The following is a 24964-nucleotide window of genomic DNA, read 5'->3' as shown; positions in this document are numbered from 1 at the left end:
TCATCCGATGCGTGCCGGCCGGGTCCACTCCGCGCCGAGCACGTGCTGCGCGAGGAACGCGAACACCGTCTCGTACCAGACCACCGCATGCGGGGGCTTGAGCACCCAGTGGTTCTCGTCCGGGAAGTAGAGGAACCGGTGCGGGCTCGAGCCGTCCGCGCCCGCGTAGCGCTGGTTGAGCTCGGACCACAGCCGCAGGCCCTCGCCGATCGGCACCCGGTAGTCGCGGTCGCCGTGCACGACGAGCATCGGCGTGCGGATCTCGTCCACGAACCGGTGCGGAGAGTTCTCCTCCATCGCCTCGGCGGTGAAGATGCTCTGCCAGTACGGCGAGAAGTCGGTCGTCGGACCGAACTGGTCGAGTGCCCACAGGCTCGCGTGCGTCACGATGCCGCGGAACCGGTCGGTGTGCCCGGCGACCCAGTTGGCCATGTAACCGCCGAACGATCCGCCCATGGCCGCGGTGCGGCTCTCGTCGATGTCGGGCCGTGCGACGACGGCGTCGGTGATCGCCAGGAGGTCGGTGTAGGGAGCCGCGCCCCACGCGTTCCAGCCCCGGGCGATGAAGTCGAGGCCGTATCCCGTCGACAGTGCAGGATCGGGCAACAGCACCGCGTAGCCGCGGGCCACCGCGAGCTGCGGGTTCCAGCGCCAGCTCCAGGCGTTCCAGCTGTGCAGCGGGCCGCCGTGGATCCACAGCAGCAGCGGGGCCGGCGCATCCGCCGTCGCCCCCGGCGGCAGCATGAGCCACCCGCGCACGCGCGCGCCGTCCGCCGCGGTGGTGTCGACCTCGACCATCGTCGCCGGCGCCTCGGGCGGTGCGACCGGCGCCGCGAGCAGCGTGACGGCGCCGTCACGGCCGACGCGCACCGGATGCGATGGCGCCATCCAGTTCGAGCGGAGAGCGACGACGTCGCCCGTCGCGCGGTCGACGTGCGCATCCGTGTAAGTGAAGTCGTCGTCGGTGAGCTGGTCGACGTCCGACCCGTCGAGCGGGATGCGGAAGATCGGGCCGCGGCCGTTCTGGTCGGCGGTGACGACGAGCGCCGCGTCGTCGTGGTCGAACGCGACGGAGGTCGGCCAGCGGTCCCACTGCTCGGCGACGCGGCCGGATGACGAGCCGTCGAGATCGGCCACCCAGAGCTCCATCTGCGACGGTGCAGAGGGGTTCGGCCTCGCCGTCCGCACGAACGCGATCCGGGTGCCGTCGCCGCTCACGGCCGGGTTCTCGATGTCGAAGCCGACCTCGTCGCGCAGGACCACGAGTTCGCCCGTACCGGTGTCGATCGAGACGAGCCGATAGCGCTCGTCGTACCCCTCGCGGACGACCTGCGTCACGATCGCACGCGTTCCGTCCGGTGTGAGGGCGGCGGACGGGATGGAGGTCGGGTGACCGGGCCGTGGCGTGAGATCGCGAGGGCGGGGGAGGGATGCCGGGTACGGCTCCGTCTTGTCCTCCGATTCCGCGCCCTCGTCCTCGTCGCCCCGCGGGACGCCGACCTGCTCGTGCAGTGCGCCGAGATCGAGCGCGAGCAGGTGCTGCTCGGCGGGCCCGAGGTCGTGGTCCCAGAACCGCACCGGATACGTCTCGTGCAGGATGGCCGACACCTTGTGCTTCTTGCGCTCCGCGTGCAGCTTCGCATGCGCCTCCAGCACACCCTCCGCCGCCGGCAGCAGTCCCGCCGTGATGAGGACGCGATCCGCGCCGTCGGCGACGGCCGCGATGCCGTCGACGCCGCCCGCGACGGCCGTCACGGCGCGCGCCTCGCCGCCGCCCGCCGGCAGCAGCCACACCTGCCCGTCCGCATCCTCTCCGTCGCCGTCCGGGCGCGCCGACACGAACAGCACGTCGCCGTCAGCGGTGAACGCCGGCGAGGACTCGCCCTTGGCCGAGCGGGTCAGTCTGACCGCGCCCGTGCTCCCATCGGCGGGGATCGACCACAGCGCGCGCTCGTAGCCGGTGCCGTCCTTCTTCAGGGTCGCGATCGTGAGGACGGCGCGCGCGCCGTCGGGGGAGAGGGCGAGGCCCTCGATCCGGGGAAGTGCGATGTAGTCGTCGAGGGAATCGAAGGGGGTCGCCATCCTGCCACGCTATCGCCGTGGGATGCTGGGCGCATGAGCCTTCCGCATGACGACATCGACCCGGACGGACTGCTGGAGTACTCGGTCGTCTTCACCGACCGCTCCCTGAACCACATGTCGGCGCGCTTCATCGGCGCGATGCAGCAGACGCTCGACATCCTGCGCACCACCTACCACGCCGACAGCGTCGCGCTCGTCAACGGCGGCGGCACCTACGCGATGGAGGCCGTCGCCCGGCGGATCGCCACGGGTCGCAGCGTCGTCGTCGTGCGCAACGGCCTGTTCTCGTACCGGTGGTCGCAGATCCTCGAGACGGCACGCATCCCCGCGGCCATCACGGTGTGCGCAGCGCGGCCCGATTCCGAGGAGCATCAGGCCGCGTGGCGGCCGGCGCTCATCGAGGAGGTCGTCGCGGCGATCCGCGCGGAGCGCGCGGAGGTCGTCTTCGCACCGCATGTGGAGACGGCGGCGGGGATGCTGCTGCCCGACGAGTACGTCCGGGCGCTCGCCGATGCGGTCCACGAGAACGGCGGCCTGCTGGTGCTCGATTGCATCGCATCCGGCGCGATGTGGGTCGACATGACCGCGCTCGGCGTGGATGTGCTGCTGAGCGCGCCGCAGAAGGGATGGAGCGGCACCCCCGGCGTCGGCTACGTGATGCTGAGTGCCACGGGACGAGCGGCCGTCGAGGCGGGCACGGCGACGAGCTTCGCCGTCGATCTCGGCACCTGGCTGAAGATCTCGGATGCGTACCGCGACGGCCGGGCCGCGTACCACGCCACGATGCCCACCGACTCGATCCTGCACAACCTCGGTCCGATGGTGGAGACCGCCGGGCGGCTCGAGCAGCTGCGAGCGGCGCAGATCTCGCTGGGCTCCCGCGTGCGGGAGCTGCTCGCATCCCGCGGGCTGCCGTCGGTGGCCGCCTCCGGAGTCGATGCTCCCAGCGTGGTCGTGGTGCACGCCGACGATCCGGGTCTGCGCACCGGAGCGCGGTTCGCGGAGCAGGGCGTGCAGGTGGCGGCGGGCGTGCCGCTGCACTGCGGCGAGCCCGACACGTTCTCGACCTTCCGCGTCGGGCTGTTCGGCCTCGACAAGCTCGGCGACGTCGACGGCGCTGTCGCGCGCCTCGCCGCGGCTCTCGACCGGATGGGCGTCTAGGCCGGAGGCCCGAGCAGGGCGTTGGCGGCCGTGGAGTGCGCCGACTCCGGGTCGGAGGGGTGGAACATCCCGGCCAGCACATCCCGGTAGAGGCGGCTGAGCTCGTTGCGCGTGAAGTACGACGACCCGCCCGCGACGAGCATCGCCTCGTCGACGACATGCTTCGCCATGGTGACGGCGCGGTGCTTCACGCCCGAGAGCAGGGGGAACCACCGCATCCCGTGGTCGACCTCGGCGTCGACGTCCGCACAGAGCGATGCGACCTGCAGCGGCAGCGCGTCGTAGGCGATTCCCATCCCGGCGATGCGCCACCGGATGTCGGGGTCCTGGCTCAGCGCCTGCCCCGTCTTCTTCGAGGTGCGGCGGGTCGCCGCATCCACCGCCAGCTCCAGCGCGCGGCGCGCGATGCCGGTGTAGACCGACGCGAGCAGCAGCTCGAACACACTGAAGATCCCGAAGACGATCGGGTCGGCGGACGGACCCGGATCGATGCGACGCACGACCTTGTCGGGCAGCGCCACGACGCCGCCGAGCTCGGTCGTCCGGCTCTGCGTGCCGCGCATGCCGAGGGTGTCCCAATCGTCGCGCGTGCTCACCGCCGCCGTGCGCGGGACGAACGCGTAGACCAGCTTCGGCCCGTCCGGCGAGGTGGTGTCGAGGCCGTGGAGGCCGAGCTGCGTCCATACGGGCGCGAGCGAGGTGAAGATCTTCGTGCCCGTGAACACGTAGCCGCCGTCGGGGAGGGGCACCGCATCCGTGTCGCTGCCGAAGAGCACGAGATCGTTGCCCGCCTCGCTGATGCCGAACGCGAACACCTCGCCGGCGACCGCGCCCTCCTGGACGAAGCGCAGAGACGGGATCCCCCGGTCGGCGAGGACCTTCGCGACGCCCGTCCAGACGAGGTGCATGTTCACGGCGAGGGCCGTTGCGGGTGCCGCGCCCGCGAGGCGCTGCTGGAGGACGGATGCCTCGGCCAGACCGAGTCCCGCGCCGCCGAGCTCCGCAGGCACCAGGATCGAGAGGTAGCCGGCAGCCTTCAGCTCGGCGAGGTCCTCGTCCGGGAACGTGTTCTCGCGGTCGTGGACGGCGGCGCGCTCCCGGAACCGTGCGAGCAGGTCGTCGGGCAGGATCGCGGCGGGATCGAACGTCATCGCAGGGCCTCCCTCAGCGCATCGATCGCAGCCTCGGGGCGGTCGCGATGAAGCGAATGTCCGGCGCCCTCGACGACCGACATCGTCACGAGCGGGTTGCGCAGGACCTCCTCGGCCGTGGTCCCGGTGAAGATGCTGAAGACGGCCGGGTCGGCGCCGAGCACGTGCGTCGGGACGGAGAGACGGGATGCGGCGCCCCGCACGTCCCACGTCGTGTTCTGCTCGCTCGTCTGCTCGACCATCCACCGGCTCGCCGCGCGCGTCGAGGCGGCCTTCAGCTCGATGTCGAGCTCGTGCCAGTGCGGGTGGGCCGCACGCACGGCGTCGGCGCTCGGGTCGGCGAACGACTCCTCCTGCCCCTCGCGCACCTGTTCGCGGTCCTCGTCGTCCAGATGGATGGCCGGGTCGACGAGCACGAGCCGGCGCGTCCATCGCGGATGGTCGGCGCTCGTGATGACCGCAGCCGCGCCGCCGAGGGAGTGCGCCACGACGAGGTCCCAGGGTCCGCCGTCCTCGGGATGCACCTCGGCGACGTCCGCGGCGTACGCCTCCAGGGTGCAGTCGAGGGCGCGCGGAGCCGAGCCGTGCCCGCGCAGGTCGACGGCATCCGCACGCCATCCGGCGTCCGCGAGGGCGACGCCGTAGCGCCACATCAGAGCGCCGTCGGAGCCCAGTCCGTGGATGAGCAGTGCGCGGCGGTCGGCGTGATGGTGCCCCCAGGATCGGCGAGGCAGGACCAGCGGTGACGGCATAGCCCGACTCTACGGCGTGACGGTGCGGATGACGTCCGTGTCAGGCAGAGGCGCAGCGCCGCGCACCCGGAGGTCGGGCATCGACCGGACGAACACCACCGCGACGACGAGGGCGAGCGCGCAGAGGGCCGTGGCGGCCCAGTAGCCGGCGGCCGGACCGCCCGTGATGTCGATGAGGAACCCGGCGACGGCCGAGCCGACGGCGGCGCCGATGAGCTGGCCCGTGCCCGTCCAGCCGAACGCCTCGGCGGTGTCGCTGAACTTGACGCTCGCGGTGGTGATGGCCGAGCCGACGGCGAGAGCAGGCGCGATGCCGATCCCTGCGGCGAAGAGGGTGACGCTGATCCACCAGACGTTCAGCCACAGGCTCGCGAGGGCGAGGCCGATCGCGACCACGGTGAGGCGGCGCGCCATGGCCCACGGGCCCATGGGCAGGTGGCCGAAGGCGAAGCCGCCGATGAGGCTGCCGATCGAGAACACGGCGAGCACGATGCCGGCGTCGAGGCCCTCGTGGTTGAAGGTCGCGACCACGCTCGCCTCCACCGCCGCGAAGGATCCGATGAAGAGGAACCCGATGATCGCGGCCAGCAGCACCGGCGGACGGCTCAGCACCTTGCCGAACGCCCGCTTGCTCGGCGGGATGCGCACGCGCCCGACCTCGGGGGACAGGACGAACCAGCTGCAGCCGCCGATCAGGATGACGACGACGAGCATGAGGCCCTGGGTCGTGCCGAACTGGGTCGCCGTGACGGTGATCAGGACGGGCGCGATGATCCAGATGATCTCCTGCAGCGACGCGTCCAGGGAGTAGAGCGCCGTCAGCTGCCTCGACGTCACGAGCTTCGGGTAGATCGTGCGGGCCGCGGCGACGATCGGAGGCGTCGTCAGGCCCGCGATGAAGCCCAGGACGATGTACACGTACAGCGGCGCGATCCAGAAGGCCATCGCCGTCAGGGCCGCGGCGCAGACCAGCGTCGTCAGGGCGATGACGCGGCGCATCCCGAACCGGCCCATGAGGCGGCTCGTCACGGGTCCCGCCAGGGCCTGGCCGATCGACGCGGCCGCCAGCACGGTGCCGGCGGCGCCGTAGGAGCCTGTGATCCCCTCGACGTGCAGCAGGATGACGAGGCTCGTCATGCCGTTCGGGAAGCGGGCGGTCAGCTGTGCGGCGATGATGCGAAGGACCCCGGGAGTGCGCACGAGGTCCCGGTAGCCCGCCATCCCTCGAGGCTATCGCGGGGCGGTGCTGAATCGCGACAGCGCCGGCGGCGGCGCAGACGTCAGCGCGGACGGCGGGGGCTGCGCGACACGCCGGGCGTGCACGGAAGCGCGAAATCGGATGTCGGCACCCCGGCGTACCGTCCACACCTGTGGATGACGGCCTCCGGGGGTGCTTTCGAGGCCCCGGATCGGCGGAATCCCGCGTCGCGACGAGATGGGGTGGTTGTGGATGAAACGGTGGACAACCTGTGTTGTACATGGGGAGGACGGTGGAAAACTACACGGATGTAACTACTAGCCCTTGTGGTGCTTCCCAGTGTCCGTACCCATATGTAGTATTGGTGCTCCGGCGGGGGAAAAGCCGGAAGATCAGACCGAACGAGGGGAGAACACGTCGACATGGCGATCACGGTCTACACAAAGCCCGCTTGCGTGCAGTGCACAGCGACCTACCGCGCACTGGACTCGAAGGGTATCGAATACGAGGTCCACGACCTCTCGCAGGACCCCGACGCCCTCGAGCAGGTGAAGGCCCTGGGGTACCTGCAGGCTCCCGTCGTGATCACCGACGACGGCCACTGGTCGGGCTTCCGTCCCGACAAGATCGACGAGCTCGCGGCTCGATTGGCGTAGCCGTTCGACGGAGCTCAGGAAGCGGGGCGAGCAATGCGCACGCCGGTCATGACGTCCGCGCCGCTGCTCGTGTACTTCTCGAGCGTGTCGGGCAACACGGCGAGGTTCATCGAGAAGCTGGGCATGCGCGCGGTGCGCATCCCCATCAGGGGTGACGAGCAGCCTCTCGTCGTCGACGAGCCCTTCGTCCTCGTGACGCCCACGTACGGCGGAGGACAGGGCCGCGGCGAGGAGAAGGGCGCCGTCCCCAAGCAGGTCATCCGGTTCCTCAACGACGAACGGAACCGACGTCTCATCCGCGGAGTCATCTCCGCGGGAAACACGAACTTCGGCGAGCACTTCTGCCTCGCCGGAGACATCGTCAGCCGCAAGTGCCATGTGCCGCACTTGTACCGGCTCGAACTCTTCGGCACGCCGCATGATGTCGATCGCGTGAGCGACGGATTGGAACGATGGTGGAAGCAGCAGTGACAGCGCCCGAGGACAAGGCCATGCTCGACTTCAAGACGGATGCGCGCTACGAGGGCATGGACTACCACGCGCTCAACGCGATGCTGAACCTGTACGACGCCGACGGGAGGATCCAGTTCGACGCCGACAAGCGGGCGGCGCGGGAGTACTTCCTCCAGCACGTGAACCAGAACACCGTGTTCTTCCACTCGCTCAAGGAGCGCCTCGACTACCTCGTCGAGAAGGAGTACTACGAGCCGGCCGTCCTCGAGCAGTACCCGTTCGAGTTCATCCAGCGGCTCAACGAGCGCGCGTACGGCAAGAAGTTCCGCTTCGAGACGTTCCTCGGCGCGTTCAAGTACTACACGAGCTACACGCTGAAGACCTTCGACGGCAAGCGCTACCTCGAGCGCTTCGAGGACCGCGTCGTGATGACGGCGCTCGGTCTGGCGGCCGGCGATCAGAAGCTCGCCGAGGCGCTCGTCGACGAGGTCATCGCGGGGCGCTTCCAGCCCGCGACGCCGACGTTCCTCAACACCGGCAAGGCGCAGCGCGGCGAGCTCGTGTCGTGCTTCCTGCTGCGCATCGAAGACAACATGGAATCGATCTCTCGCGGCATCAACTCGTCGCTGCAGCTGAGCAAGCGCGGCGGCGGCGTGGCGCTGCTGCTGTCGAACATCCGCGAGTCCGGCGCGCCGATCAAGCAGATCGAGAACCAGTCGAGCGGCATCATCCCGGTGATGAAGCTGCTCGAAGACAGCTTCAGCTACGCGAACCAGCTCGGCGCCCGTCAGGGCGCCGGTGCGGTGTACCTCAGCGCGCACCACCCCGACATCATGCGGTTCCTCGACACGAAGCGCGAGAACGCGGACGAGAAGATCCGCATCAAGACCCTGTCGCTCGGCGTCGTGGTGCCGGATATCACGTTCGAGCTCGCCAAGAACGACGAGGACATGTACCTCTTCTCGCCGTACGACGTCGAGCGCGTTTACGGCGTGCCGTTCGGCGACATCTCGGTGAGCGAGAAGTACCGCGAGATGGTCGACGACCCGCGCATCAAGAAGACGAAGATCAACGCGCGCCAGTTCTTCCAGACGCTCGCCGAGATCCAGTTCGAGTCGGGCTACCCGTACATCATGTTCGAGGACACCGTGAACCGGGCGAACCCCATCAAGGGCCGGATCAACATGTCGAACCTGTGCTCCGAGATCCTGCAGGTGAACACCCCGACGACGTACAACGAGGACCTCTCGTACGCGCAGATCGGCAAGGACATCTCCTGCAACCTGGGCTCGCTGAACATCGCGCTGGCGATGGATGGCGGCGACCTCGCCCGCACCGTGGACACCGCCATCCGCGCCCTGACTGCGGTCAGCGACCAGAGCCACATCCAGTCCGTCCGCTCGATCGAGGACGGCAACGACCGCTCGCACGCGATCGGCCTCGGCCAGATGAACCTGCACGGCTACCTCGCCCGCGAGCACGTGCACTACGGGTCGGAGGAGGGCCTCGACTTCACGAACATCTACTTCTACACGGTGCTCTTCCACGCGCTGTCGGCGTCGAACCGCATCGCGATCGAGCGCGGGCAGGTGTTCGACGGGTTCTGGGATTCGACGTACGCGAGCGGCGAGTTCTTCGACAAGTACATCGACGCCGAGTGGGCCCCGCAGACCGAGAAGGTCAGGGAGCTGTTCGCCGGCCACGCGATCCCCACGCAGTCGGACTGGGTCGAGCTGAAGGCATCCATCCAGAAGCACGGCATCTACAACCAGAACCTGCAGGCCGTCCCGCCGACCGGGTCGATCTCGTACATCAACAACTCGACGAGCTCGATCCACCCGATCGCATCGAAGATCGAGATCCGCAAGGAAGGCAAGCTCGGTCGCGTCTACTACCCGGCGCCGTTCATGACGAACGAGAATCTGGAGTACTACCAGGACGCGTACGAGATCGGCTACGAGAAGGTCATCGACACGTACGCCGCGGCGACGCAGCACGTCGACCAGGGTCTGTCGCTGACGCTGTTCTTCAAGGACACGGCGACGACCCGTGACATCAACAAGGCCCAGATCTATGCCTGGAAGAAGGGCATCAAGACGATCTACTACATCCGCCTCCGCCAGATGGCGCTGGAGGGCACCGAGGTCGAAGGCTGCGTCAGCTGCACGCTGTAAGGGAAGACGGACATGACTGAGAAGCTCAAGCTGCTGGACAAGGTCCAGGCGATCAACTGGAACCGCATCGAGGACGAGAAGGACGTCGAGGTGTGGAACCGGCTGACCGGCAACTTCTGGCTGCCCGAGAAGGTGCCGCTGTCGAACGACATCCAGTCGTGGAACACGCTGACGCCCGAGGAGCAGCAGCTGACGATGCGCGTGTTCACGGGCCTGACGCTGCTGGACACGATCCAGGGGACCGTCGGCGCCGTTTCGCTGATCCCGGATGCGGTGACGCCGCACGAGGAGGCCGTGTACACGAACATCGCGTTCATGGAGTCGGTGCACGCGAAGAGCTATTCGTCGATCTTCTCGACGCTGTGCTCGACGAAGGAGATCGACGAGGCCTTCCGCTGGTCGATCGAGAACGAGAACCTGCAGCGCAAGGCGCACATCGTCATGGAGTACTACCGGGGCGACGAGCCGCTCAAGCGCAAGGTGGCATCCACCCTGCTGGAGTCGTTCCTCTTCTACTCGGGCTTCTACCTGCCGATGCACTGGTCGAGCCGCGCGAAGCTCACGAACACGGCCGACATGATCCGCCTCATCATCCGCGACGAGGCCGTGCACGGGTATTACATCGGGTACAAGTTCCAGAAGGGTCTCGAGCTCGTCGACGAGGCGAAGCGCCAGGACCTCAAGGACTACACGTTCTCGCTGCTCTACGAGCTGTACGACAACGAGGTGCAGTACACGCAGGACCTCTACGACGGCGTCGGCCTCACCGAGGACGTCAAGAAGTTCCTGCACTACAACGCGAACAAGGCGCTCATGAACCTCGGCTACGAGGCGATGTTCCCGTCGACCGTCACGGACGTGAGCCCGGCGATCCTCTCGGCGCTGTCTCCGAACGCGGACGAGAACCACGACTTCTTCTCGGGGTCCGGTTCGTCGTACGTGATCGGCAAGGCCGTCGCGACGGAGGACGAGGACTGGGACTTCTAGGAGTTCCCGGACTGCACCGACCGCAAGGGCGGCTGAAAGGCCCGGACCCGCAGAATTCTGCAGGTCCGGGCCTCTTTCGTGCCATCTCTCCCAGTTGACCGGGCGGTCAGTCAGATCTATCGTTGAGGCGACCCCCGGATCGGGAGCCATCACCTTTCGAAGGAGGGAGAGTCGAATGAAGAAATGGATGCGTTGGGAGGACTGGGTCGCCGTGGGCGTCGGCCTCGTGGTCGCACTGTCGACGTTCGTGATGCCGCACGTCGGCGCCTCGATGGCCTGGATGCTCACGCTCGGCATCCTGCTGATCGCTTCCGGTGTCGTGAACCTGGCCATGCCCGGCCTCGTCGCCACCGAATACGTGCAGCTGGCGCTCGGCATCCTGCTCGCCATCGCGCCGTGGATCGGCCAGTACGCGAGCGGAGCGAACATGGGTCCCGCGTGGGTCAGCTGGATCGGCGGCGCCGTCGCGGCGATCGTCGCGGCGATCGCCATCAGACCGGCCATGCACGCGCACGATCGCACCCTCCCGCATTGACTCATCGTTCGAGAGACCGGGGCGACGGCTGAGGCCGCCGTCCCAGTCGCGCGTGTGAGGATGCCGTCTTGACCAGAAGCCGGGAGAGCAGGGCACTCATCCTGGATGCGGCTGAGCGCCTGTTCGCCGAGCGCGGCTTCGATGCCACGCCGACAGCGGCGATCGCCGATTCCGCCGGCGTGCCCAAGGGGCTGCTCTTCTACTACTTCCCCAGCAAGACGGACCTCCTTCGCGCATTGGTCGGAGAGCGGCTCGAGCTCGATCCCATCGACACCACCGCACTCATCGCGCGTGGAGACCCCGCGCGTGCACTGCTCAACATCTCGCATATGCTGCGCCGCCTGCAGGCGGAGTCAGCCGTGCGGCGCGTCATCGTCTGGCGCGAACAGCGCACGCATCCCGAGGTGCACGCGAGTCTGCACGACTATCGCCGTCAGCTGCAGAACCTCGTCGAGCAGGTGCTGCGCGCGAGCACCCGTCATCCGATCGCCGCCCACCGGCTCCGCGCTGCCGCCACCGCCTGGGTCGCGATCCTCACGACCCCGACCTTGCATGACCACCACACCGCAATGGATGGCGGCACGACTCATGTCGCGTCAGACGCGGACATCGATCCGTCAGATCCCGCCGACCTGCCCACACTCGCCGACCTGATCTCGGCCGGCCTGCGAGATGACGCTTGACGGACTCGGACGAGCCTGCTCCGGCGTCACCGAATCGTCAGCAGCCCCGATGCCGGTTGCGCCGCGCTTACAGCTTCCAGGACTGGCGCCAGCTCAGCGGCGTATCGAAGCCGGCGACGGCGGCGTAGACGCTCCACTGGCCGTGATGGATGGCTTCGTGCTGAACGAAGTCGCCGGCGAACATCGCCAGCGAGAAGGGGAAGCCGTCCCAGTCGATGGTGATCTCGGGATGGGCTTCGGCCAAGAGAGACAACAGCTCCTGCTGCTCGTGCTCGAGCGCGTCCAGAAGGGGCTCGCGTTCCAGCGGGCCGGTGTAGTGCTCATGCTTCTTCGACCAGTCGAGCTTGCCGGTGGCCAACGCGTCGTTGTGCACGCCGCGCACGCACACAACGTGTCGGAGTTGCTTGGAGAACGGGCCGAATCCGTCACCCAGCCGAGACGCAGCGGGCGGCCGGCCCGACGAACCAGGGGGAACGGGCGTGAAATCCCACCTCTCGTCGGGGACAGCGCGCGCGAAGTCCGCCGTCATGATGTGCAGCACCTTGCTGTGCTGAGCGAAGTCATCCACGAACATGTGCGACACTCTGCCCCGCTCCACCAGCGACGGCAACAGGAGTTATCCCTTGCCGGACCGGCGAGAAACTACCGCCTGCGTCGAACGATGAGGAACACCACCACGAGGACAACGAACAGAGCAGCGAAGACCGCTACCAACGCTCCGGCACTGATCCCCATCAGGTCCCTACTCGTGGGGCGTGGCCTCGTCCACGACCCGCTGGGTGAACTCGTCGACCACCCGTGCGGTCTCTGCCTTCTTCTCGGCGATGTTCTCGGCGGTCGCGGACTCCCACTCCGCGGCGAGCCGATCCTCGAGGTCCCGGATCTGCGCCCGGATCGCGTCGTTCGAATGCGCATTGGCGCTGCGGACCACGCGAATCGCACTATCGACGATCCGCCGCTCGAGCAGCAGCACGATGCCGACCAGCAGCAGGGTGGTCCCCACGTTCGCCAGGACTCCCGCGATATAGCCCGGCAGAGCGGCGACGGGAGCCACGAGGGCGCCGATCGCGATGGCGCCCAGTCCGAGCGCGATGCATCCGACGAACCAGCCCCAGCGGATGCGGAAGTGGGCAGGGGCCGGCGTTTCCGTCATGTCGACAGCGTAGGGGTCCCACACGCTGACGCGGCACGGGGACGCAGCGCGATGCGTCGGGGCTCGCCGCCGGAATCGCCTCCGGGAATCACGGTGCGGCGGCGGCCGACTCGTCCACTCACTGCTCAGCCGTGGCGATCAGGGGGTGATCGCGGTCGAACCGGGCGCCCGTCAGCGTCGACGAGGACAGTCTCCCGTCGCTGAAGCGCTCGAAAACGAGGTCGACCTTCCGGCGCGCATGTGCGCCGGAGAGCCGGGCGGAGTCCGCCGTCGCGGCGAGCTCGACACGCACCGCGTCGTCGGTGACGAGGGCGTCCTGCACCCGCACGCCTGCCCACACTCCCGGCTCCGGCTGGTGGACATGCCGCACGTCGAATCGGCGGCTGCGCGCGGAGGTCCGAAGCTCCAGGGCGTGCGACGCGCCACGTCGCTCGATGCGGATGCTGTCGGTCGCGCGCCCTGCGCCGCGGGGGGCGACCTCGGTGAGCCTCCCGGCGGATGCCAGCTGCAGCGAGTAGTCCTGGCCGTCGACGTGGACGGTGATCGCGGTCTCGTCACCGTGGACCAGGTAGAGCTCGGAGCCGGAGCCCGATCCGCCCGCCCAGGGCCAGGGGAGGACCGCGAGCCCTGTGGTGGTGCGCCAGCCTGTCGGCCGGCCTGCGGCATCCGTCTCGAAGAGCAGCCTGCCCTCGTCGTCCTCGATCTGCGCGACCGACGCCGACCCGGACAGCACGAGGTAGGACAGGTCCGACATCGCGAAGCCGACGCTGAAGGGCTGGCTTCCCTTGTTGCGGACCGCCGTCGACGAGAACGCGAACAGCCAGCCGTGGTGTGCACCCTCGTAGACGTAGGCGTCGCTGATGGCGGGGGTGGGGTTCTGGTTGTAGGTCCAGTCGGCGGGGCCGTTGATGCGGATGACGTTGTAGCCGAGGTCATAGTAGTCGGGGAACAGGGCGTACGGGCGGACGGAGTCCCAGACGTAGATGTCGCGCTCTCCCGATGCCAGGGTCTCGCAGCGGTACGGGAGCAGGCAGTGGGCGTGTCCGTCGGAGAGCCCGTCGGAGATGGAGATGAGCTGCAGGTCGCCGCTCGCCAGGCCGTCGACGACGCGGTCGTAGGCGGCCATGCCGTCGTTGATGTGACCGGCCTTCGCGGTCTGCAGCACGTCCGTCACGTTGCCGGCGTCGAACTGCCGGCCGTGGAGGATGTGCACGGCCTGGCGCAGATCGTCGCTCTCGGGGCCGGGATGGGGGTAGGTGTCCGGCGGTCCCAGGTAGAAGCTCGCGGGCGAGCTGAAGCCGAACCATCCACCGAGCTGCCAGATCGTGATCGCCAGTGTCGAGAGCCCGACGCAGTGGCCGGGTTTCGCGGCGTGCTCGAACGCGGCGGCGTAGAAGGCGACGTCGAGCGGCGCGCCGACGACGTCGTTCGTCGGCCAGATCGACAGGTAGGTCCGTCGGTACGTGTCCCAGTCGAGGGTGTCCGTGTCGAAGTTCGCGAACGGGAAGCCGTCGTGCTTGTAGTCGAAGTCCCGGAGGATGCCCACGTTTCGCCTCGTCTCCGTCAGTACCGCTGCAGCATGGGAGCGGATGGCTCGGACAGGGCGCCCGTCGCATCCACCGCCTGCACCCGGTAGTAGTAGTCCACGCCGCGCCGAGCGGTCTCGTCGTCGAACCCGTTGCCCTGGATGACGCCCGACACCTGCCGGAACGGCTGGCCAGCGGCAGCGCGGAAGACGACGAAGCCCTGCACGGCTGCGGGGTCGTACGGGGGACCCCAGGAGACGCCGAGCCCGCATCCGTCGGGTAGCGGCATCGCCTGCGGCAGGATCGTCGGCGTCGCCGGCACCGTGCTGGCGTAGGCGAAGGTGCTGTCTGCCGGGATCGCGGCGAGGTCGCCGGCGCTGCTCTCGTTGCCGAGCCAGTCGACCGCCGAGACGCGGTACCAAAAAATGCGGTGGGGCTCGGCGTCCGCGTCGACGTAGGCGCCGTGTGCCGAGAGCGGGTCGGCCACGGCCGGGATGGCCGCGCACGACAGCGGCAGCCCCGACCACGGGAGCGAGCTGACCGTGCCGTCGGTGAACACGCACGCGAGGAACTCGGGCGCATCGGTCGGGCTCTCGGCCCGGTAGATGTGGAATGCGTGGAGGTCGGGCTCGGGTGCGCCGATCCACTCGAGCTCGACACCGTGGTCGCGGGCTCGCAGTGCCGTCAGCACCGGCAGCTGCGGCGGCGTCTTCTCGCGCAGCCCCGCGCACAGGTACTCGCCGGGCCTCGGGCATCCGTGGACGTCGCCCGGGTAGAGGTTGCCGGCGAAGTCGTACGCGCGGATCCAGTAGGCGTAGCAGAGCGGGGAGTTCGCGGGCACGGTGGTGTCGTCGAACTCGATGACGCCGTGGGCCGCGATCATGGCGAGCGCGTCCCCGACCGGGATGTCTCCGACCTGAGTCAGGTCGCAGTGGTACCTGCTCTCCTTCGAAGGAGGCTGCTCGCCCTTCTGGGGCGGGAGGTGCGAGATTCCGGGCACGTAGACGTAGCCGTTGTCGCAGACTCCGCGCCACACCTGGTAGCCGGCGACGTCGGGTTCGGGGTTGGGCTTCCACTCCACATGGATGCGGTCGGCCTTGCCTTCGGCTCCGGTGATCGTCGACGGCCCAGGCGGGATCGTATCGGGCACGGCGGCGCCGATGACGGCGGATGGCGCGGACAGGATGCCGGCGGCATCCATGACCCGCACGCGGTAGAAGAACGGCTTCGTGCCATACGGCGGGATCAGGACGGGGTCCGTGTCGGTCCAGGACTGCACCGGGTTGGTCGCGTCGTACGGGTCGCTCGGGATCGTCGCGACCAGCAGGGCGGGCAGGTTCGCGAGGTCCTCGAGCTGCTCCCTGGAGTCGGCGCGATAGACGAGATTGGTCTGGCTCGTGTCGGGGATCCCCTGGTCGACGAGCCAGTGGTTCTCGACGTTGCGGTCGACGGTGTTCCACTGCAGCGCGAGCCCGTCCGCCGCCGTCGTCGCTGTCACCTGCAGCCCGTCCGGTGCGCGGGGCGGAAGACTTCTGACGGGCGTCGCCGCGACCGGAGCCGACCACGCCCCGAGCCTGTTGAGGGTGTCGCGGGATGCCACGCGGTACCAGTACGTGATGCCGGTATCGGGTCCGTCGACGGTGGTGCCCGCGACCATCCGGGATGTCGGGGAGCCGTCGGCGGCCCATGCTCCCACGTCGAGGAATCCGGGCTGCGGCAGGGGGAGCGCGGCGCCGTCGATGTCCGTCGTCGTGTCGTATGCGATCGGCTGCGGGTCGATCTGCAGATACGGGCCGCCCGGTGCGCTCGCGCGCTGCACGACGAAGGTCGCAGCGAGGGGATTGCGATTCCAGAGCACGAGGACGCGACGGTCGCCGGGCTGCGCCACGAGTCCCGACGGTGGCGCGGGCAGGGTGAAGACGCCCGCGGTCACCGCCACGTCGGTGGACAGCACCAGGTCTCCGCCCTGCGCCCGCACCGCGATCAGGTCGTAGAGGTACTCCTGGCCCGCCGTCACATCGGCGTCGATGTACGCGATGCCGTCGACGCGACCGACGGTGAGGTCGGCCTGGGACGCCGCTTGCAGGGTCGCGCGCTCGAGGTCCGTCAGTCCCCGGTCGAACACCGCGCCCGGGTCGACCAGCACGTCGGGATCGGCGGGCGGTGGAGACTGCGCGGCCGTCAGGACGCGTGCGATCGTGTTCCACTCGACCGTGCCCGGGGTCACCACTGTGCGCAGCTCGGTCGCGGATTGCGGGAGCCGGATCGGATCGGCTCCGCCCAGGACGACGGATGCGCCGCCCGGCGTGCGCCGGTGGAGGCGGTATCCGATCGCCTCGCCGACCGACTCCCACCGGAGCGCGATGCGCGTCGTGCCGTCGGCGGCGACACCGTCCGAGGTGGCCTGCAACAGCGCGATGTCGACCATGACGACTCCTAGTCCGACAGCTCGAGGCCGTCGGCGGTGTAGCGGGCGGCGAGGGTGATGGATGCGCACAGCACCCAGGCCACGCATCCCGACAGCCCGAACGTGCCCTCGAAGTACAGCGGGAGGGGCCCGCGGACGGCGAGCTCGGCCCACGCCGAGGCGCTCACGAGGCCACCCGCGATCTCGCCGTGGATGCCGATGCCGCACGCGGCGACGACATAGGGCAGCACGCCTCCGAACGGAGCGATCGGCGCACCGCCCGAGAGCGGATCGAGGAAGGCGCCACCGCCGATGAAGACGTCGACGCCGGCTTGGGCGACGTAGGCGAACGTCTTGGTGTACGACGCCCGGCCGTATCCGTAGACGCCCGTGATCGAGGCCGGGAACATCGACCGCGAGATCTTGAAGCGCGAATCGCCCGTGTCGAGCACCCACGCGACGGCGTTGGGGGCGTTCCACCCGACGAAGAACCCGCCTTCGAGCGTCTCGGACGACGCGAACGCGACGAACACCGCGACGGCGACCTTGCCCTGCATGTACATCGTGCCAGGCCCGACGAACCACGTGAGCTGGCCGCTGCCCTGCAGGCCGTTGAACGCGGACGACGCCGAGACGGTGCCGAGCACCTCGCCCTCGGCCGTCTGCGCCGCGTAGTCGACGTGCAGGTGCACGACGGCCGATGCCTCGACCTGCGTGAGCGCGACCGCGAGGAGCATGTCGCCCGAGGCGTAGAAATCGAGCGAGGTCGCCGTCACGACGGTGTTCACCTCGACGTCGTAGCCCTCCTTGGGGCCGAGGATCCACCCGACCTGCGCCGACTGCTCCAGCATCCCGAAGATGTTCATCCTCGAGGCGGTGAAGCCCTCGACCCGGAGGCTTCCCGCGATCTCGGACATGGCGCCGAGGCGAGCGACGGTCGGCAGCGCGAAATCGTGCGTCTGACCCGAGGTGAACCGGACGTCGCTCGCACCGTCGCGGATCGTGATGATCGTGGGGAGCTCGTCGTTGCCAAGGCATCCGATCGCGGCGGTGCCGCTGCCGGCGAACCCGCGCTGGACGGTCTCGTCGTACCCGACGTCGATGGGGCACTCGACGTCGATCGCGACCGACCCCTGGCTGTCGTGCCAGACGCCCGAGAGGGCCAGATCGGTGGGTCCGGCGTGTGCGGTGATCGGATCGTGCGGCACGGTGACCCAGCGGGTGAACGATGGATGCGCCGGGTCGGGGAGTCCGTCGCGCACATTGACGGCATGCGCACCGAAGAACGGGAAGGTGACCGATCCCCACACTCCCAGGTAGGCCTCCGTGGCGGAGGGGTAGGCCAAGGTCACCTCGTGCGGATGGAAGGCGAGTCCGTCGAAGCGCTGACCCCAGTCGTTGTAGTCGAGGAACAGGTCGCCGATCTGCCCGTCGGCGAGGATCTCCCCCCACGTCAGGCCGATCGGGCGAGCGAAGTGCAGGGGCTCGGCAAGGCCTGCCGCCGTCAAGAGGATGCGGCCCGTGCGCACGCTCACGACCCCGGCCTGCCCGGTCGTCGAGGTCGACACGAGAGACAGGCCCCAGCGCGGCAGCGGGATGCCTCCCGGCGGAAGCACGACATCGCCGCCGACGAGACACGCGGTCGAGGTGATCTTCATCTCGGCGAAGGGGAGTTGGCCGATGTCCACGGGATCGGGGATGCTGATGCTCCCGCTGAAGTGCGAGTCGAAGGCTGCGCTCGTGACGAGATCCGCGAGCAGATTGAGGCGGTCCTGCTGGAACAGTGTTGCGCTGAACGAGTCGACGCCCACGTACCCCGTGCCTGCCGGGTCGCCGAGCGGCTCGCGCAGCGGCGCGGAGAAGCGCCGCAGCTCGCCGTCCACGCCCGTGACGCCGATGCGCAGCCAGCCGTAGGCGGGGCCGAGCGCGAATGGGACGGACGCCCCGCCGGGCCGATCCGGGGTGTGCAGCAGGAGGTCCGTGAAGTTGCACAGCGTGACGCCCGAGACGGCGCCCGCGGCCAGGGCCGGAAGCGTGCTGCCCGGGGCGCTGTTGACCGGGGGATTCACGAAGCTGCCGGACGAGACCGGGCTGTAGGAGGTGACCGATCCTCCCGGGAGGTAGAGGTAGGCGAGCCCGGCCGCCGCCGTCCATACGAGGACCTCTTCGCCCGGATGCGTGAGCTCGCCCCACGAGAGCGCGGTGCCGCCGGCATCGAGCACGCCCGACAGGCTGTAGTCGGGCTGCACGCTCACGGCGGTGAGGTCGAGCGACACGGTGTGCGTGCCGTTCTTGCCGCGCACCGCCGTCGGCAGCAGGTCGGTGCGTCCGTTGTCGAAGCCACCGGACGCGATCGCGCTGCTCTGCACGGTGAGCTGACCCGACGAGAAGGTGAACGGCTGGCCGAACGGATTGAGCGCCGTGAACGACACCGGCGCCGTCAGCTCGAGCAGTCCCGCCAGTCCCGTGGCGTCGATCGTCGCATGGTGGAACGCGTACGTTCCGCGCAGGTAGCCGCTGTTGCAGGGTTCGGGGACATGCTGCTCGCCGGTCGCGGTGCCGTCGACCAGGACGAGCCCGCGCCACGGCGGCGGCCAGCCGGGTGCGCTCGCCGTGAGGCTGAGGTCGAGCGTGAAGCCCGTCCCGCCGATGACCATCCCGGTGTCGCCGAGCAGCCATGGTCCGAATCCGCGGTCGGGCTCGTCGAAGAAGTAGTCGCCCGTGGGTGACAGGGCGATGCTGCCCAGCTCGATGACCGCGGGGCCGCAGGAGGCGGCATCCGTCACTCCCGACGGCAGGATCACCGACGCATCCGCCCGGAAGCCGCGCACCGGGAAGATCGCGAACCTCGAGATGACGAGGGTGAAGCCGGCGATGGTGATCTGCAGCGGTGGGGGGAGCAGCCCGGCGATGGGGTAGGTGACCGAGCCGTCGACGACGACGTGATGGGCCACGTCGACGGCGAGGTCCGAGAACTCCACGGCCACGAGCGACGTCGGCGGGTCGGTGCGAAGCCAGCCCGTCACGCTGCCGCCCTCGGCGATGATGCCCCGCAGTTGCGCGGCGTCGGCGTCGAACGCGACGGTGACCGTCTCGCCGATCGCCGCCCCAGGGCGGACCGCCTGCGCATCCGCGACGGCGACCTCGGTGTCGGGATGCTCGACCTGGTCGACGACTTCGACGGCGTGCACGAAGCGCCGCCCCTTCGGTGAGGGCTCGAGCACGGTCGGCTGTGCTCCCGGGACGCGCACCCAGCCCCGTCCCGACACCCCGCGCACGATGCCGTCGACCGGATCGGGCCTGCCCTGGCGGACCGTCCGGAGGTCGACGAAAAGGTCGAATCCGCCGATGCGCCACTGCACCGGATTCCTCTCAGCACTACTCGGCGTCGACTCGTCGGCATCCATGTCTGCCCCACCGTTCGAGAAACTTCCCCTGCCCGAAGGAGTACTCCTCTGCCCGCGCCGATACAAGAGACGGCGGCGCCAGCCACGTCCGCGGATGTGCCTGTGGATAACGGCGGGGCGGTCCATGCGCTTTGCATAGGGTGGATGGATGACGTTCCGCCGCCGCGCTCTCGCCCTGGTCGTCGCCGGTGCGCTCGCGTTCGGAGTGGCGGGATGCTCCGGCCACCCTGCGGCCACGCCTTCGACTCCGACGCCCGCGTTCACGAGTGACGCCGCCGCCTATGCGGCGGCGGAGAAGGTCTATCGGGACTACGTGGATGCCCTGAACCAGGTCGATCTCGCGGATCCCAAGACGTTCGAGCCTGTCTTCGCACTCACCACGGGGGATGCCAATGCAGCGGATCGCAAGGGCCTCTCCAGATATCACGCAGACGGGGTCACTATCGACGGAATATCCATTATCAAGCTTCTTGAGCCGTCCGATGTTTCGACTGATCGAGAGCGTGTTGACCTGGCCGCCTGTGTTGACGTATCCGGGGTAAGACTCACCAATACTGACGGCACATCGGCCGTGGACATTGACCGCGTGCCCACGCAAACCGTCACCGTTAGCCTTGTTGCCGATCGGTCGACCGACTTCGCGTATCGAGTTGAACGAGTGGCAGGACGTGAGGGACCGCCCGCGTGCGAGTAGCAATCATCGCAGTCGCGATGACGGCTGGTCTAGTTTCGGGCGCTGGGCACTTAACGGCCTCGGAATGTAGTGGTGGAAACGATATGTGGGGATCTACCTGTCACGCAATCAATGACGGATCGACAGTTAGCGTTGGCGCTTCCCGCGAAGGCGCGCACCAGAACACTCCGACGAAGACCACGACCAACAAGCCTCGCCCCACGCCGTCGCCCTCTGCCATCCCCATTGATTGCGTCACCGATACCATCGCCTGCCGCGACACCTACAGCGTCATCGTGCTCCCGACCCCGCATGCCGAGGACCTCGCTGCCTTCACCCCGCGGCGGCCCACCCTCACGGTGGAACCGGACGGCGTCGGCATCGTGGGGGCGCCGACGAATCTCGTCGCCGCCGTGCCGACGCACGCGCTCACCGGCACCCTGTTCGACTATCCCGTCGCGGTTCGGTTCACGCCCGCCGCGTATGAGTACGACTACGGCGACGGCTCGAGATCGACGACGTCGACGGGTGGCGCATCCTGGGATTCTCTGCGTCAAGCTCAGCTCACCTCCACCCCCACGAGCCACGTGTATCGGGAGCGCGGGTCCTACGCGGTCACCGTCCGTGTCGTGTACGACGCCGCGGTCGACTGGGGTAGTGGTAGGTGGGTCGCCGTGATCGGGCAGGTGCGCAGCGCGCCGATGACGACCGGCATCCAGGTGTACGAGGCACACACCGCGTTGGTGGCGCACACCTGCGCCGAGGCTCCGACTGCGCCCGGCTGCTGACCCGCCCCTCAGAACGGCGGCTCACTTCCGTAGATCGGCCGCTCGATACGGGCGAGTGCCGATGTGATGCGCCGAATCTCCTCGCGGTCGTCCTCCATACGTTCCGGCGACTCGGACGGCACCGGAACCGGCACTGGCATCGACACCGGCACCGGCACCGGAACCGGCACTGGCATCGACACCGGCGTCGGCACCGGCACAGCCTCTGCGGGCGAATGCACCCGCACCACGCCGTCAGCGGCACGCTCGTACACGAGCCTGGATCGGCTCGCGAGTTTGTGATCGTTCCCGCACAGCGGATGCAGGTTCGCGATGTTCGTCCGCCCACGCTGCGGCCCGTGGAACTCGAGCCAGTGATCGATGTCCGCCTCGGCGGCCGGGTGCTCGCATCCATCCACCGCGCACGTCGAATAGGCGAGCGTCAGCCATTCGGCTTGGGCTCGTGTCGCCTTCCGTGACCTGCGGTCCATGTCGAGGATGACTCCCGTCACGGGATCCGTGAAGACGCGGGTGAAGGCGCCCTCGCGCAGGAGCGCCGTCACCGCGGTGCTGTCGTCGAGGGGAGTCGTCGCATCCAGCAGTGGTCCGTCGTTCAGATCCGGGCCCGCGCCACCACCCGCGCCGCGGTGCGGGCGGTCTCGCACCGTCGCGCGTGCGGCGCCGGAGAGCGCAGACACCGGAATGGTGACGAGCACCTTGGTCTTCACTGCTGTCGCGGTTCCTTCGCCGCGAAGCCATGACGAAAGAAGATCCGCCCGGATCTGATCACGCGTGCGGCCGCGCCGGTCGGTCTTCGCCACGTGCTTCGCGGTCGACGTGAGATGGCGCTTCGCCGCCACGGCCTCGGCGAGGGGGAGGTAGGCCGAGAGCCACGCCATGCCGTCCTCGACCGGATCGACGATCACGCGACGTCGGGCCGCGGCGTCCTGATGCCGGATCGCCGGGGGCACCTGCGAGAGCCGTCGAGCGACGCGATGCGCGAAGGATCGGAATCCGGCCGACCCGAGGCGGACGACGGCGTCCGCGAGTTCGGTGTCGAACCCCGCCAAGACTTCCAGCCCGTCGCCGATGACCGGAAGGAGCGATACCGCTGCCTCGACCTGCGCGAAGGCGGCGAAGCCGTCGCGTGCGCGCCGCCAGAGACGGGGGAGTCTGGTCGTTGCCGCCTCGGCCGTCGCTGCGATGCCCCGGATGGTGTTCTCGGAGACGCCGAACCGCAGGGCGGCGTCGCGCAGAATCGCGCGCTCGGCGATCTCGACCGCGTCTGCATCCTCGGTGAAGGCGTAGACGTGCGGATGGGTCCGTGCGAACGACAGCAGCTCGGCCAGCGTCTCGGCCCGTGCCGCAGAGCGCTGATTCACCGCGAACTGGTCCTCCAGAACGCTGTCGAAAAGGTGCGCGAGCAGCGCCGCATCCGGGAATTCCCCAGAGGAAGAAGAATCGGAGCTAACGGCGCTTGACATGCATCCACACTAGAACATAGATTCTCATCATGCAACACGCGATCCGACCGCACTCGTTCGTTCCTTCGTGCTCCTCGTGGCGTTCGCTCGCGCGCAACCGACGGCCGGGTTCCGTCCGCGGCGCGTCAGCGCCGAGTCGACGCCGTCACCGTGAACTTCGTGTTGCGATCGATCTGCCGGGTGGGCCCGACGATCCGCTCCAGTGCGGCCCGGTATCGCAATGCCGAGTTCCACACGCACCACAGTTCCCCGCCGCTGCGCAGGACGCGCGCGGCATCGGCGAACAGTCGGGGAGCGATGTCGTCCGTCACCGCTCCGCCGACGTGGAACGGCGGGTTCAGCACGATGAACGAAGCCGACCCGTCCGCCCGCGACGACAGCAGGTCCTCCCGCACCACGTCCACCCGATCGGCGACGCCGTTCGCGGCGACCGTCTCGCGGGCGGATGCAACGGCGGCCGCAGACTGGTCGGACGCATACACGCGGACCGACGGATGCCGCAGCGCGACGCTCGCGGCGACCACGCCGGTGCCGCACGCGAAGTCCACCACCTCGTCGGGCAGGCGATCCGGAAGAGACGCGAGCAGGAACCGCGTTCCGATATCGATCGTCGGCCCGGCGAACGTGCCGCCGTAGGCGCAGACGACGAGCCCGTCCACGACGGCTCGCCGCGCCACAGGGTCGACACCGTCGTGGGGACCCCGCGCGATCAGCACCCGCGACTTCTGCCGGGCGAGCGAGATATCCAGCGAAGCGAACCGCTCCCGCAGCACATCGTTCATCGCCACGCTCATGTGCTTGAGGCGTCCGCCGGCGACGACGACCACGTCCGGCGCTGCGTGCGCCGCGACGAGGCCCGCGATGTCGCGCAGCGCGTCGAGCGATCGCGGCAGCCGCAGCAGCACCACACGTGCGCCGGCGACCAGCGACGCATCGAGCGGCATCGATCGATAAGACCCCTGCAGCCCGAACCGAGCAGCATTCGCGGCGAGTGCATGCTCGCCGGCGAGGGCGTCCTGATGCACACGGATGCCGTGGGCGCCCGCATCCGCCGCCGCCAGCGTCAGCGCGCCGTATCCGTCGCCGATCACGACGACATCCTCGAATCCGGTACGCAGCGCCGACCACTCCTCGAGGATCAGGCGGTCCGCTGCATCCATCGCCGGGAGGTCCGGTCCCTCGAGATCGGGCCAGCGTCGCAGGGCGTCGGCATCGAAGTGCGCGGCGGGAGAGGACATGGCTCCACGGTATCCCGGGGATACCATGAAGCCATGCCTCCCGAGCGTCGCCCCTTCGGACCCGTCATCGCTCTGCTGACGGTCTCGGCCGTGTGGGATGCGCGCCTCGGCGCGGCGCTGAAGGATCTCGGTCTCACGACGCGCAAGTACGGTCTCCTCGCGCATGTCCACGCGACGCCCGGCATCTCGTTCAGCGACCTGGCGCGCCGGTCGCAGATCACCGTGCAGACCGCGCACACCGCGGTGCGGGCCCTGCAGGACGACTCCCTCGTCCACGACGCGAATGCGCACGCGGGATCGGCGTCCGACCTGCGCGTCACGGACAAGGGGGAGCGGGTGCTCGCCGAGGCGGAGAAGCGCCTCGCCGCGCTCGACGCGGCGTTCTCCTCCGGAGCGCCAGACCTCACGCGCGCCCTCGAAGGCCTGCACGAGCAGCCGTTCGGAGTCTGAACGACCGTCGCACCCAGGCGACCTTCA

At 68.9% G+C, this 24964-nt stretch carries 21 protein-coding genes; 10 read left to right on the top strand and 11 right to left on the bottom strand.

Annotated features, from left to right (window positions below):
* Entirely contained in the window at positions 1-2082 is a 2082-nt protein-coding gene (locus tag SM116_RS12885) for a S9 family peptidase (RefSeq protein ID WP_320941380.1), read from the bottom strand.
* A 33-nt stretch (positions 2083-2115) separates the two neighbouring features.
* Here SM116_RS12885 and SM116_RS12880 point away from each other — a divergent pair, with 33 nt between their 5' ends.
* Entirely contained in the window at positions 2116-3243 is a 1128-nt protein-coding gene (locus SM116_RS12880; RefSeq protein ID WP_320941379.1) for an aminotransferase class V-fold PLP-dependent enzyme, read from the top strand.
* Here SM116_RS12880 and SM116_RS12875 read toward each other — a convergent pair.
* From SM116_RS12875 to SM116_RS12865, 3 genes are read right to left on the bottom strand one after another with little or no spacing between them, the layout of a single operon-like run.
* On the bottom strand, positions 3240-4394 hold the full coding sequence (locus SM116_RS12875; RefSeq protein WP_320941378.1) for an acyl-CoA dehydrogenase family protein: 1155 nt from the start codon (positions 4392-4394) through the stop codon (positions 3240-3242). The two genes, SM116_RS12880 and SM116_RS12875, sit on opposite strands and share 4 nt — an antisense overlap.
* The gene (locus SM116_RS12870; RefSeq protein ID WP_320941377.1) at positions 4391-5146 is read right to left on the bottom strand and encodes an alpha/beta fold hydrolase; all 756 of its coding nucleotides are present in this window, start codon (positions 5144-5146) and stop codon (positions 4391-4393) included. Before SM116_RS12870 ends, SM116_RS12875 begins: the two co-directional genes overlap by 4 nt.
* A 9-nt stretch (positions 5147-5155) precedes the next feature.
* Entirely contained in the window at positions 5156-6367 is a 1212-nt protein-coding gene (locus tag SM116_RS12865; RefSeq protein WP_320941376.1) for an MFS transporter, read from the bottom strand.
* 399 nt (positions 6368-6766) lie between these two features.
* Between SM116_RS12865 and nrdH the strand changes: the two genes are divergently transcribed.
* The 6 genes from nrdH (at position 6767) to SM116_RS12835 (ending at position 11832) form a co-directional block, all read left to right on the top strand.
* Positions 6767-7000 carry a glutaredoxin-like protein NrdH gene (gene nrdH, locus SM116_RS12860; RefSeq protein ID WP_320941375.1) on the top strand — a complete coding sequence of 78 codons (234 nt, stop codon included), beginning with the start codon at positions 6767-6769 and terminating at the stop codon, positions 6998-7000.
* 33 nt (positions 7001-7033) lie between these two features.
* Positions 7034-7471, top strand: coding sequence for a class Ib ribonucleoside-diphosphate reductase assembly flavoprotein NrdI (gene nrdI / locus SM116_RS12855; protein ID WP_320941374.1), 438 nt, complete (start codon positions 7034-7036; stop codon positions 7469-7471).
* Positions 7472-7491: 20 nt separating this feature from the next.
* Complete coding sequence (gene nrdE, locus SM116_RS12850) at positions 7492-9627, top strand: class 1b ribonucleoside-diphosphate reductase subunit alpha (RefSeq protein WP_320944174.1); 2136 nt, start codon at positions 7492-7494, stop codon at positions 9625-9627.
* Between the two features lie 12 nt (positions 9628-9639).
* A complete protein-coding gene (gene nrdF / locus SM116_RS12845; protein ID WP_320941373.1) occupies positions 9640-10614 on the top strand; it encodes a class 1b ribonucleoside-diphosphate reductase subunit beta in 975 nt (324 codons plus the stop codon).
* Between the two features lie 175 nt (positions 10615-10789).
* On the top strand, positions 10790-11149 hold the full coding sequence (locus SM116_RS12840; RefSeq protein ID WP_320941372.1) for an SPW repeat domain-containing protein: 360 nt from the start codon (positions 10790-10792) through the stop codon (positions 11147-11149).
* Between the two features lie 68 nt (positions 11150-11217).
* The gene (locus SM116_RS12835; protein ID WP_320941371.1) at positions 11218-11832 is read left to right on the top strand and encodes a TetR/AcrR family transcriptional regulator; all 615 of its coding nucleotides are present in this window, start codon (positions 11218-11220) and stop codon (positions 11830-11832) included.
* A 67-nt stretch (positions 11833-11899) separates the two neighbouring features.
* Here the strand turns inward: SM116_RS12835 and SM116_RS12830 are convergent, their stop codons facing one another.
* The 5 genes from SM116_RS12830 to SM116_RS12810 form a co-directional block, all read right to left on the bottom strand.
* Positions 11900-12406, bottom strand: a complete 507-nt coding sequence (locus SM116_RS12830) for a DinB family protein (protein ID WP_320941370.1) — start codon at positions 12404-12406, stop codon at positions 11900-11902.
* Positions 12407-12574: 168 nt separating this feature from the next.
* A complete protein-coding gene (locus SM116_RS12825) occupies positions 12575-12985 on the bottom strand; it encodes a hypothetical protein (protein WP_320941369.1) in 411 nt (136 codons plus the stop codon).
* A gap of 118 nt (positions 12986-13103) precedes the next feature.
* Entirely contained in the window at positions 13104-14531 is a 1428-nt protein-coding gene (locus SM116_RS12820; protein WP_320941368.1) for a hypothetical protein, read from the bottom strand.
* 17 nt (positions 14532-14548) lie between these two features.
* A complete protein-coding gene (locus SM116_RS12815) occupies positions 14549-16939 on the bottom strand; it encodes a fibronectin type III domain-containing protein (protein ID WP_320941367.1) in 2391 nt (796 codons plus the stop codon).
* Between the two features lie 8 nt (positions 16940-16947).
* Positions 16948-20280, bottom strand: a complete 3333-nt coding sequence (locus tag SM116_RS12810; protein ID WP_320941366.1) for a hypothetical protein — start codon at positions 20278-20280, stop codon at positions 16948-16950.
* Between the two features lie 193 nt (positions 20281-20473).
* On the opposite strand from SM116_RS12810, the gene SM116_RS12805 reads away from it, so the two are divergent.
* Together SM116_RS12805 and SM116_RS12800 are read left to right on the top strand one after the other, a co-directional pair.
* Positions 20474-21019, top strand: a complete 546-nt coding sequence (locus SM116_RS12805; protein ID WP_320941365.1) for a hypothetical protein — start codon at positions 20474-20476, stop codon at positions 21017-21019.
* A 275-nt stretch (positions 21020-21294) separates the two neighbouring features.
* Complete coding sequence (locus SM116_RS12800; protein WP_320941364.1) at positions 21295-21786, top strand: hypothetical protein; 492 nt, start codon at positions 21295-21297, stop codon at positions 21784-21786.
* An 8-nt stretch (positions 21787-21794) separates the two neighbouring features.
* Here SM116_RS12800 and SM116_RS12795 read toward each other — a convergent pair whose 3' ends face one another.
* On the bottom strand, positions 21795-23249 hold the full coding sequence (locus SM116_RS12795) for a DUF222 domain-containing protein (protein WP_320941363.1): 1455 nt from the start codon (positions 23247-23249) through the stop codon (positions 21795-21797).
* 125 nt (positions 23250-23374) lie between these two features.
* Positions 23375-24487 carry a class I SAM-dependent methyltransferase gene (locus tag SM116_RS12790; protein ID WP_320941362.1) on the bottom strand — a complete coding sequence of 371 codons (1113 nt, stop codon included), beginning with the start codon at positions 24485-24487 and terminating at the stop codon, positions 23375-23377.
* A 33-nt stretch (positions 24488-24520) separates the two neighbouring features.
* On the opposite strand from SM116_RS12790, the gene SM116_RS12785 reads away from it, so the two are divergent.
* On the top strand, positions 24521-24937 hold the full coding sequence (locus SM116_RS12785; protein WP_320941361.1) for a MarR family winged helix-turn-helix transcriptional regulator: 417 nt from the start codon (positions 24521-24523) through the stop codon (positions 24935-24937).
* Positions 24938-24964 lie beyond the last annotated feature (27 nt).

The sequence above is a fragment of the Microbacterium rhizosphaerae genome (assembly GCF_034120055.1).
In the GTDB taxonomy this organism is placed as follows: Bacteria; Actinomycetota; Actinomycetes; order Actinomycetales; family Microbacteriaceae; genus Microbacterium; species Microbacterium rhizosphaerae.
Note: the sequence above shows the minus strand (reverse complement) of the source record. Positions and strands in the feature narration are given on the sequence as shown.

Coding starts and splice junctions, on each gene's coding strand:
- SM116_RS12805 (WP_320941365.1), top strand. CDS start 20,474: ATGACGTTCCGCCGCCGCGCTCTCGCCCTGGTCGTCGCCGGTGCGCTC.
- nrdF (WP_320941373.1), top strand. CDS start 9,640: ATGACTGAGAAGCTCAAGCTGCTGGACAAGGTCCAGGCGATCAACTGG.
- SM116_RS12815 (WP_320941367.1), bottom strand. CDS start 16,939: ATGGTCGACATCGCGCTGTTGCAGGCCACCTCGGACGGTGTCGCCGCC.
- nrdI (WP_320941374.1), top strand. CDS start 7,034: ATGCGCACGCCGGTCATGACGTCCGCGCCGCTGCTCGTGTACTTCTCG.
- SM116_RS12825 (WP_320941369.1), bottom strand. CDS start 12,985: ATGACGGAAACGCCGGCCCCTGCCCACTTCCGCATCCGCTGGGGCTGG.
- SM116_RS12865 (WP_320941376.1), bottom strand. CDS start 6,367: ATGGCGGGCTACCGGGACCTCGTGCGCACTCCCGGGGTCCTTCGCATC.
- SM116_RS12790 (WP_320941362.1), bottom strand. CDS start 24,487: ATGTCCTCTCCCGCCGCGCACTTCGATGCCGACGCCCTGCGACGCTGG.
- nrdH (WP_320941375.1), top strand. CDS start 6,767: ATGGCGATCACGGTCTACACAAAGCCCGCTTGCGTGCAGTGCACAGCG.
- SM116_RS12795 (WP_320941363.1), bottom strand. CDS start 23,249: ATGTCAAGCGCCGTTAGCTCCGATTCTTCTTCCTCTGGGGAATTCCCG.
- nrdE (WP_320944174.1), top strand. CDS start 7,492: ATGCTCGACTTCAAGACGGATGCGCGCTACGAGGGCATGGACTACCAC.
- SM116_RS12875 (WP_320941378.1), bottom strand. CDS start 4,394: ATGACGTTCGATCCCGCCGCGATCCTGCCCGACGACCTGCTCGCACGG.
- SM116_RS12885 (WP_320941380.1), bottom strand. CDS start 2,082: ATGGCGACCCCCTTCGATTCCCTCGACGACTACATCGCACTTCCCCGG.
- SM116_RS12840 (WP_320941372.1), top strand. CDS start 10,790: ATGAAGAAATGGATGCGTTGGGAGGACTGGGTCGCCGTGGGCGTCGGC.
- SM116_RS12830 (WP_320941370.1), bottom strand. CDS start 12,406: ATGTTCGTGGATGACTTCGCTCAGCACAGCAAGGTGCTGCACATCATG.
- SM116_RS12785 (WP_320941361.1), top strand. CDS start 24,521: ATGCCTCCCGAGCGTCGCCCCTTCGGACCCGTCATCGCTCTGCTGACG.
- SM116_RS12870 (WP_320941377.1), bottom strand. CDS start 5,146: ATGCCGTCACCGCTGGTCCTGCCTCGCCGATCCTGGGGGCACCATCAC.
- SM116_RS12880 (WP_320941379.1), top strand. CDS start 2,116: ATGAGCCTTCCGCATGACGACATCGACCCGGACGGACTGCTGGAGTAC.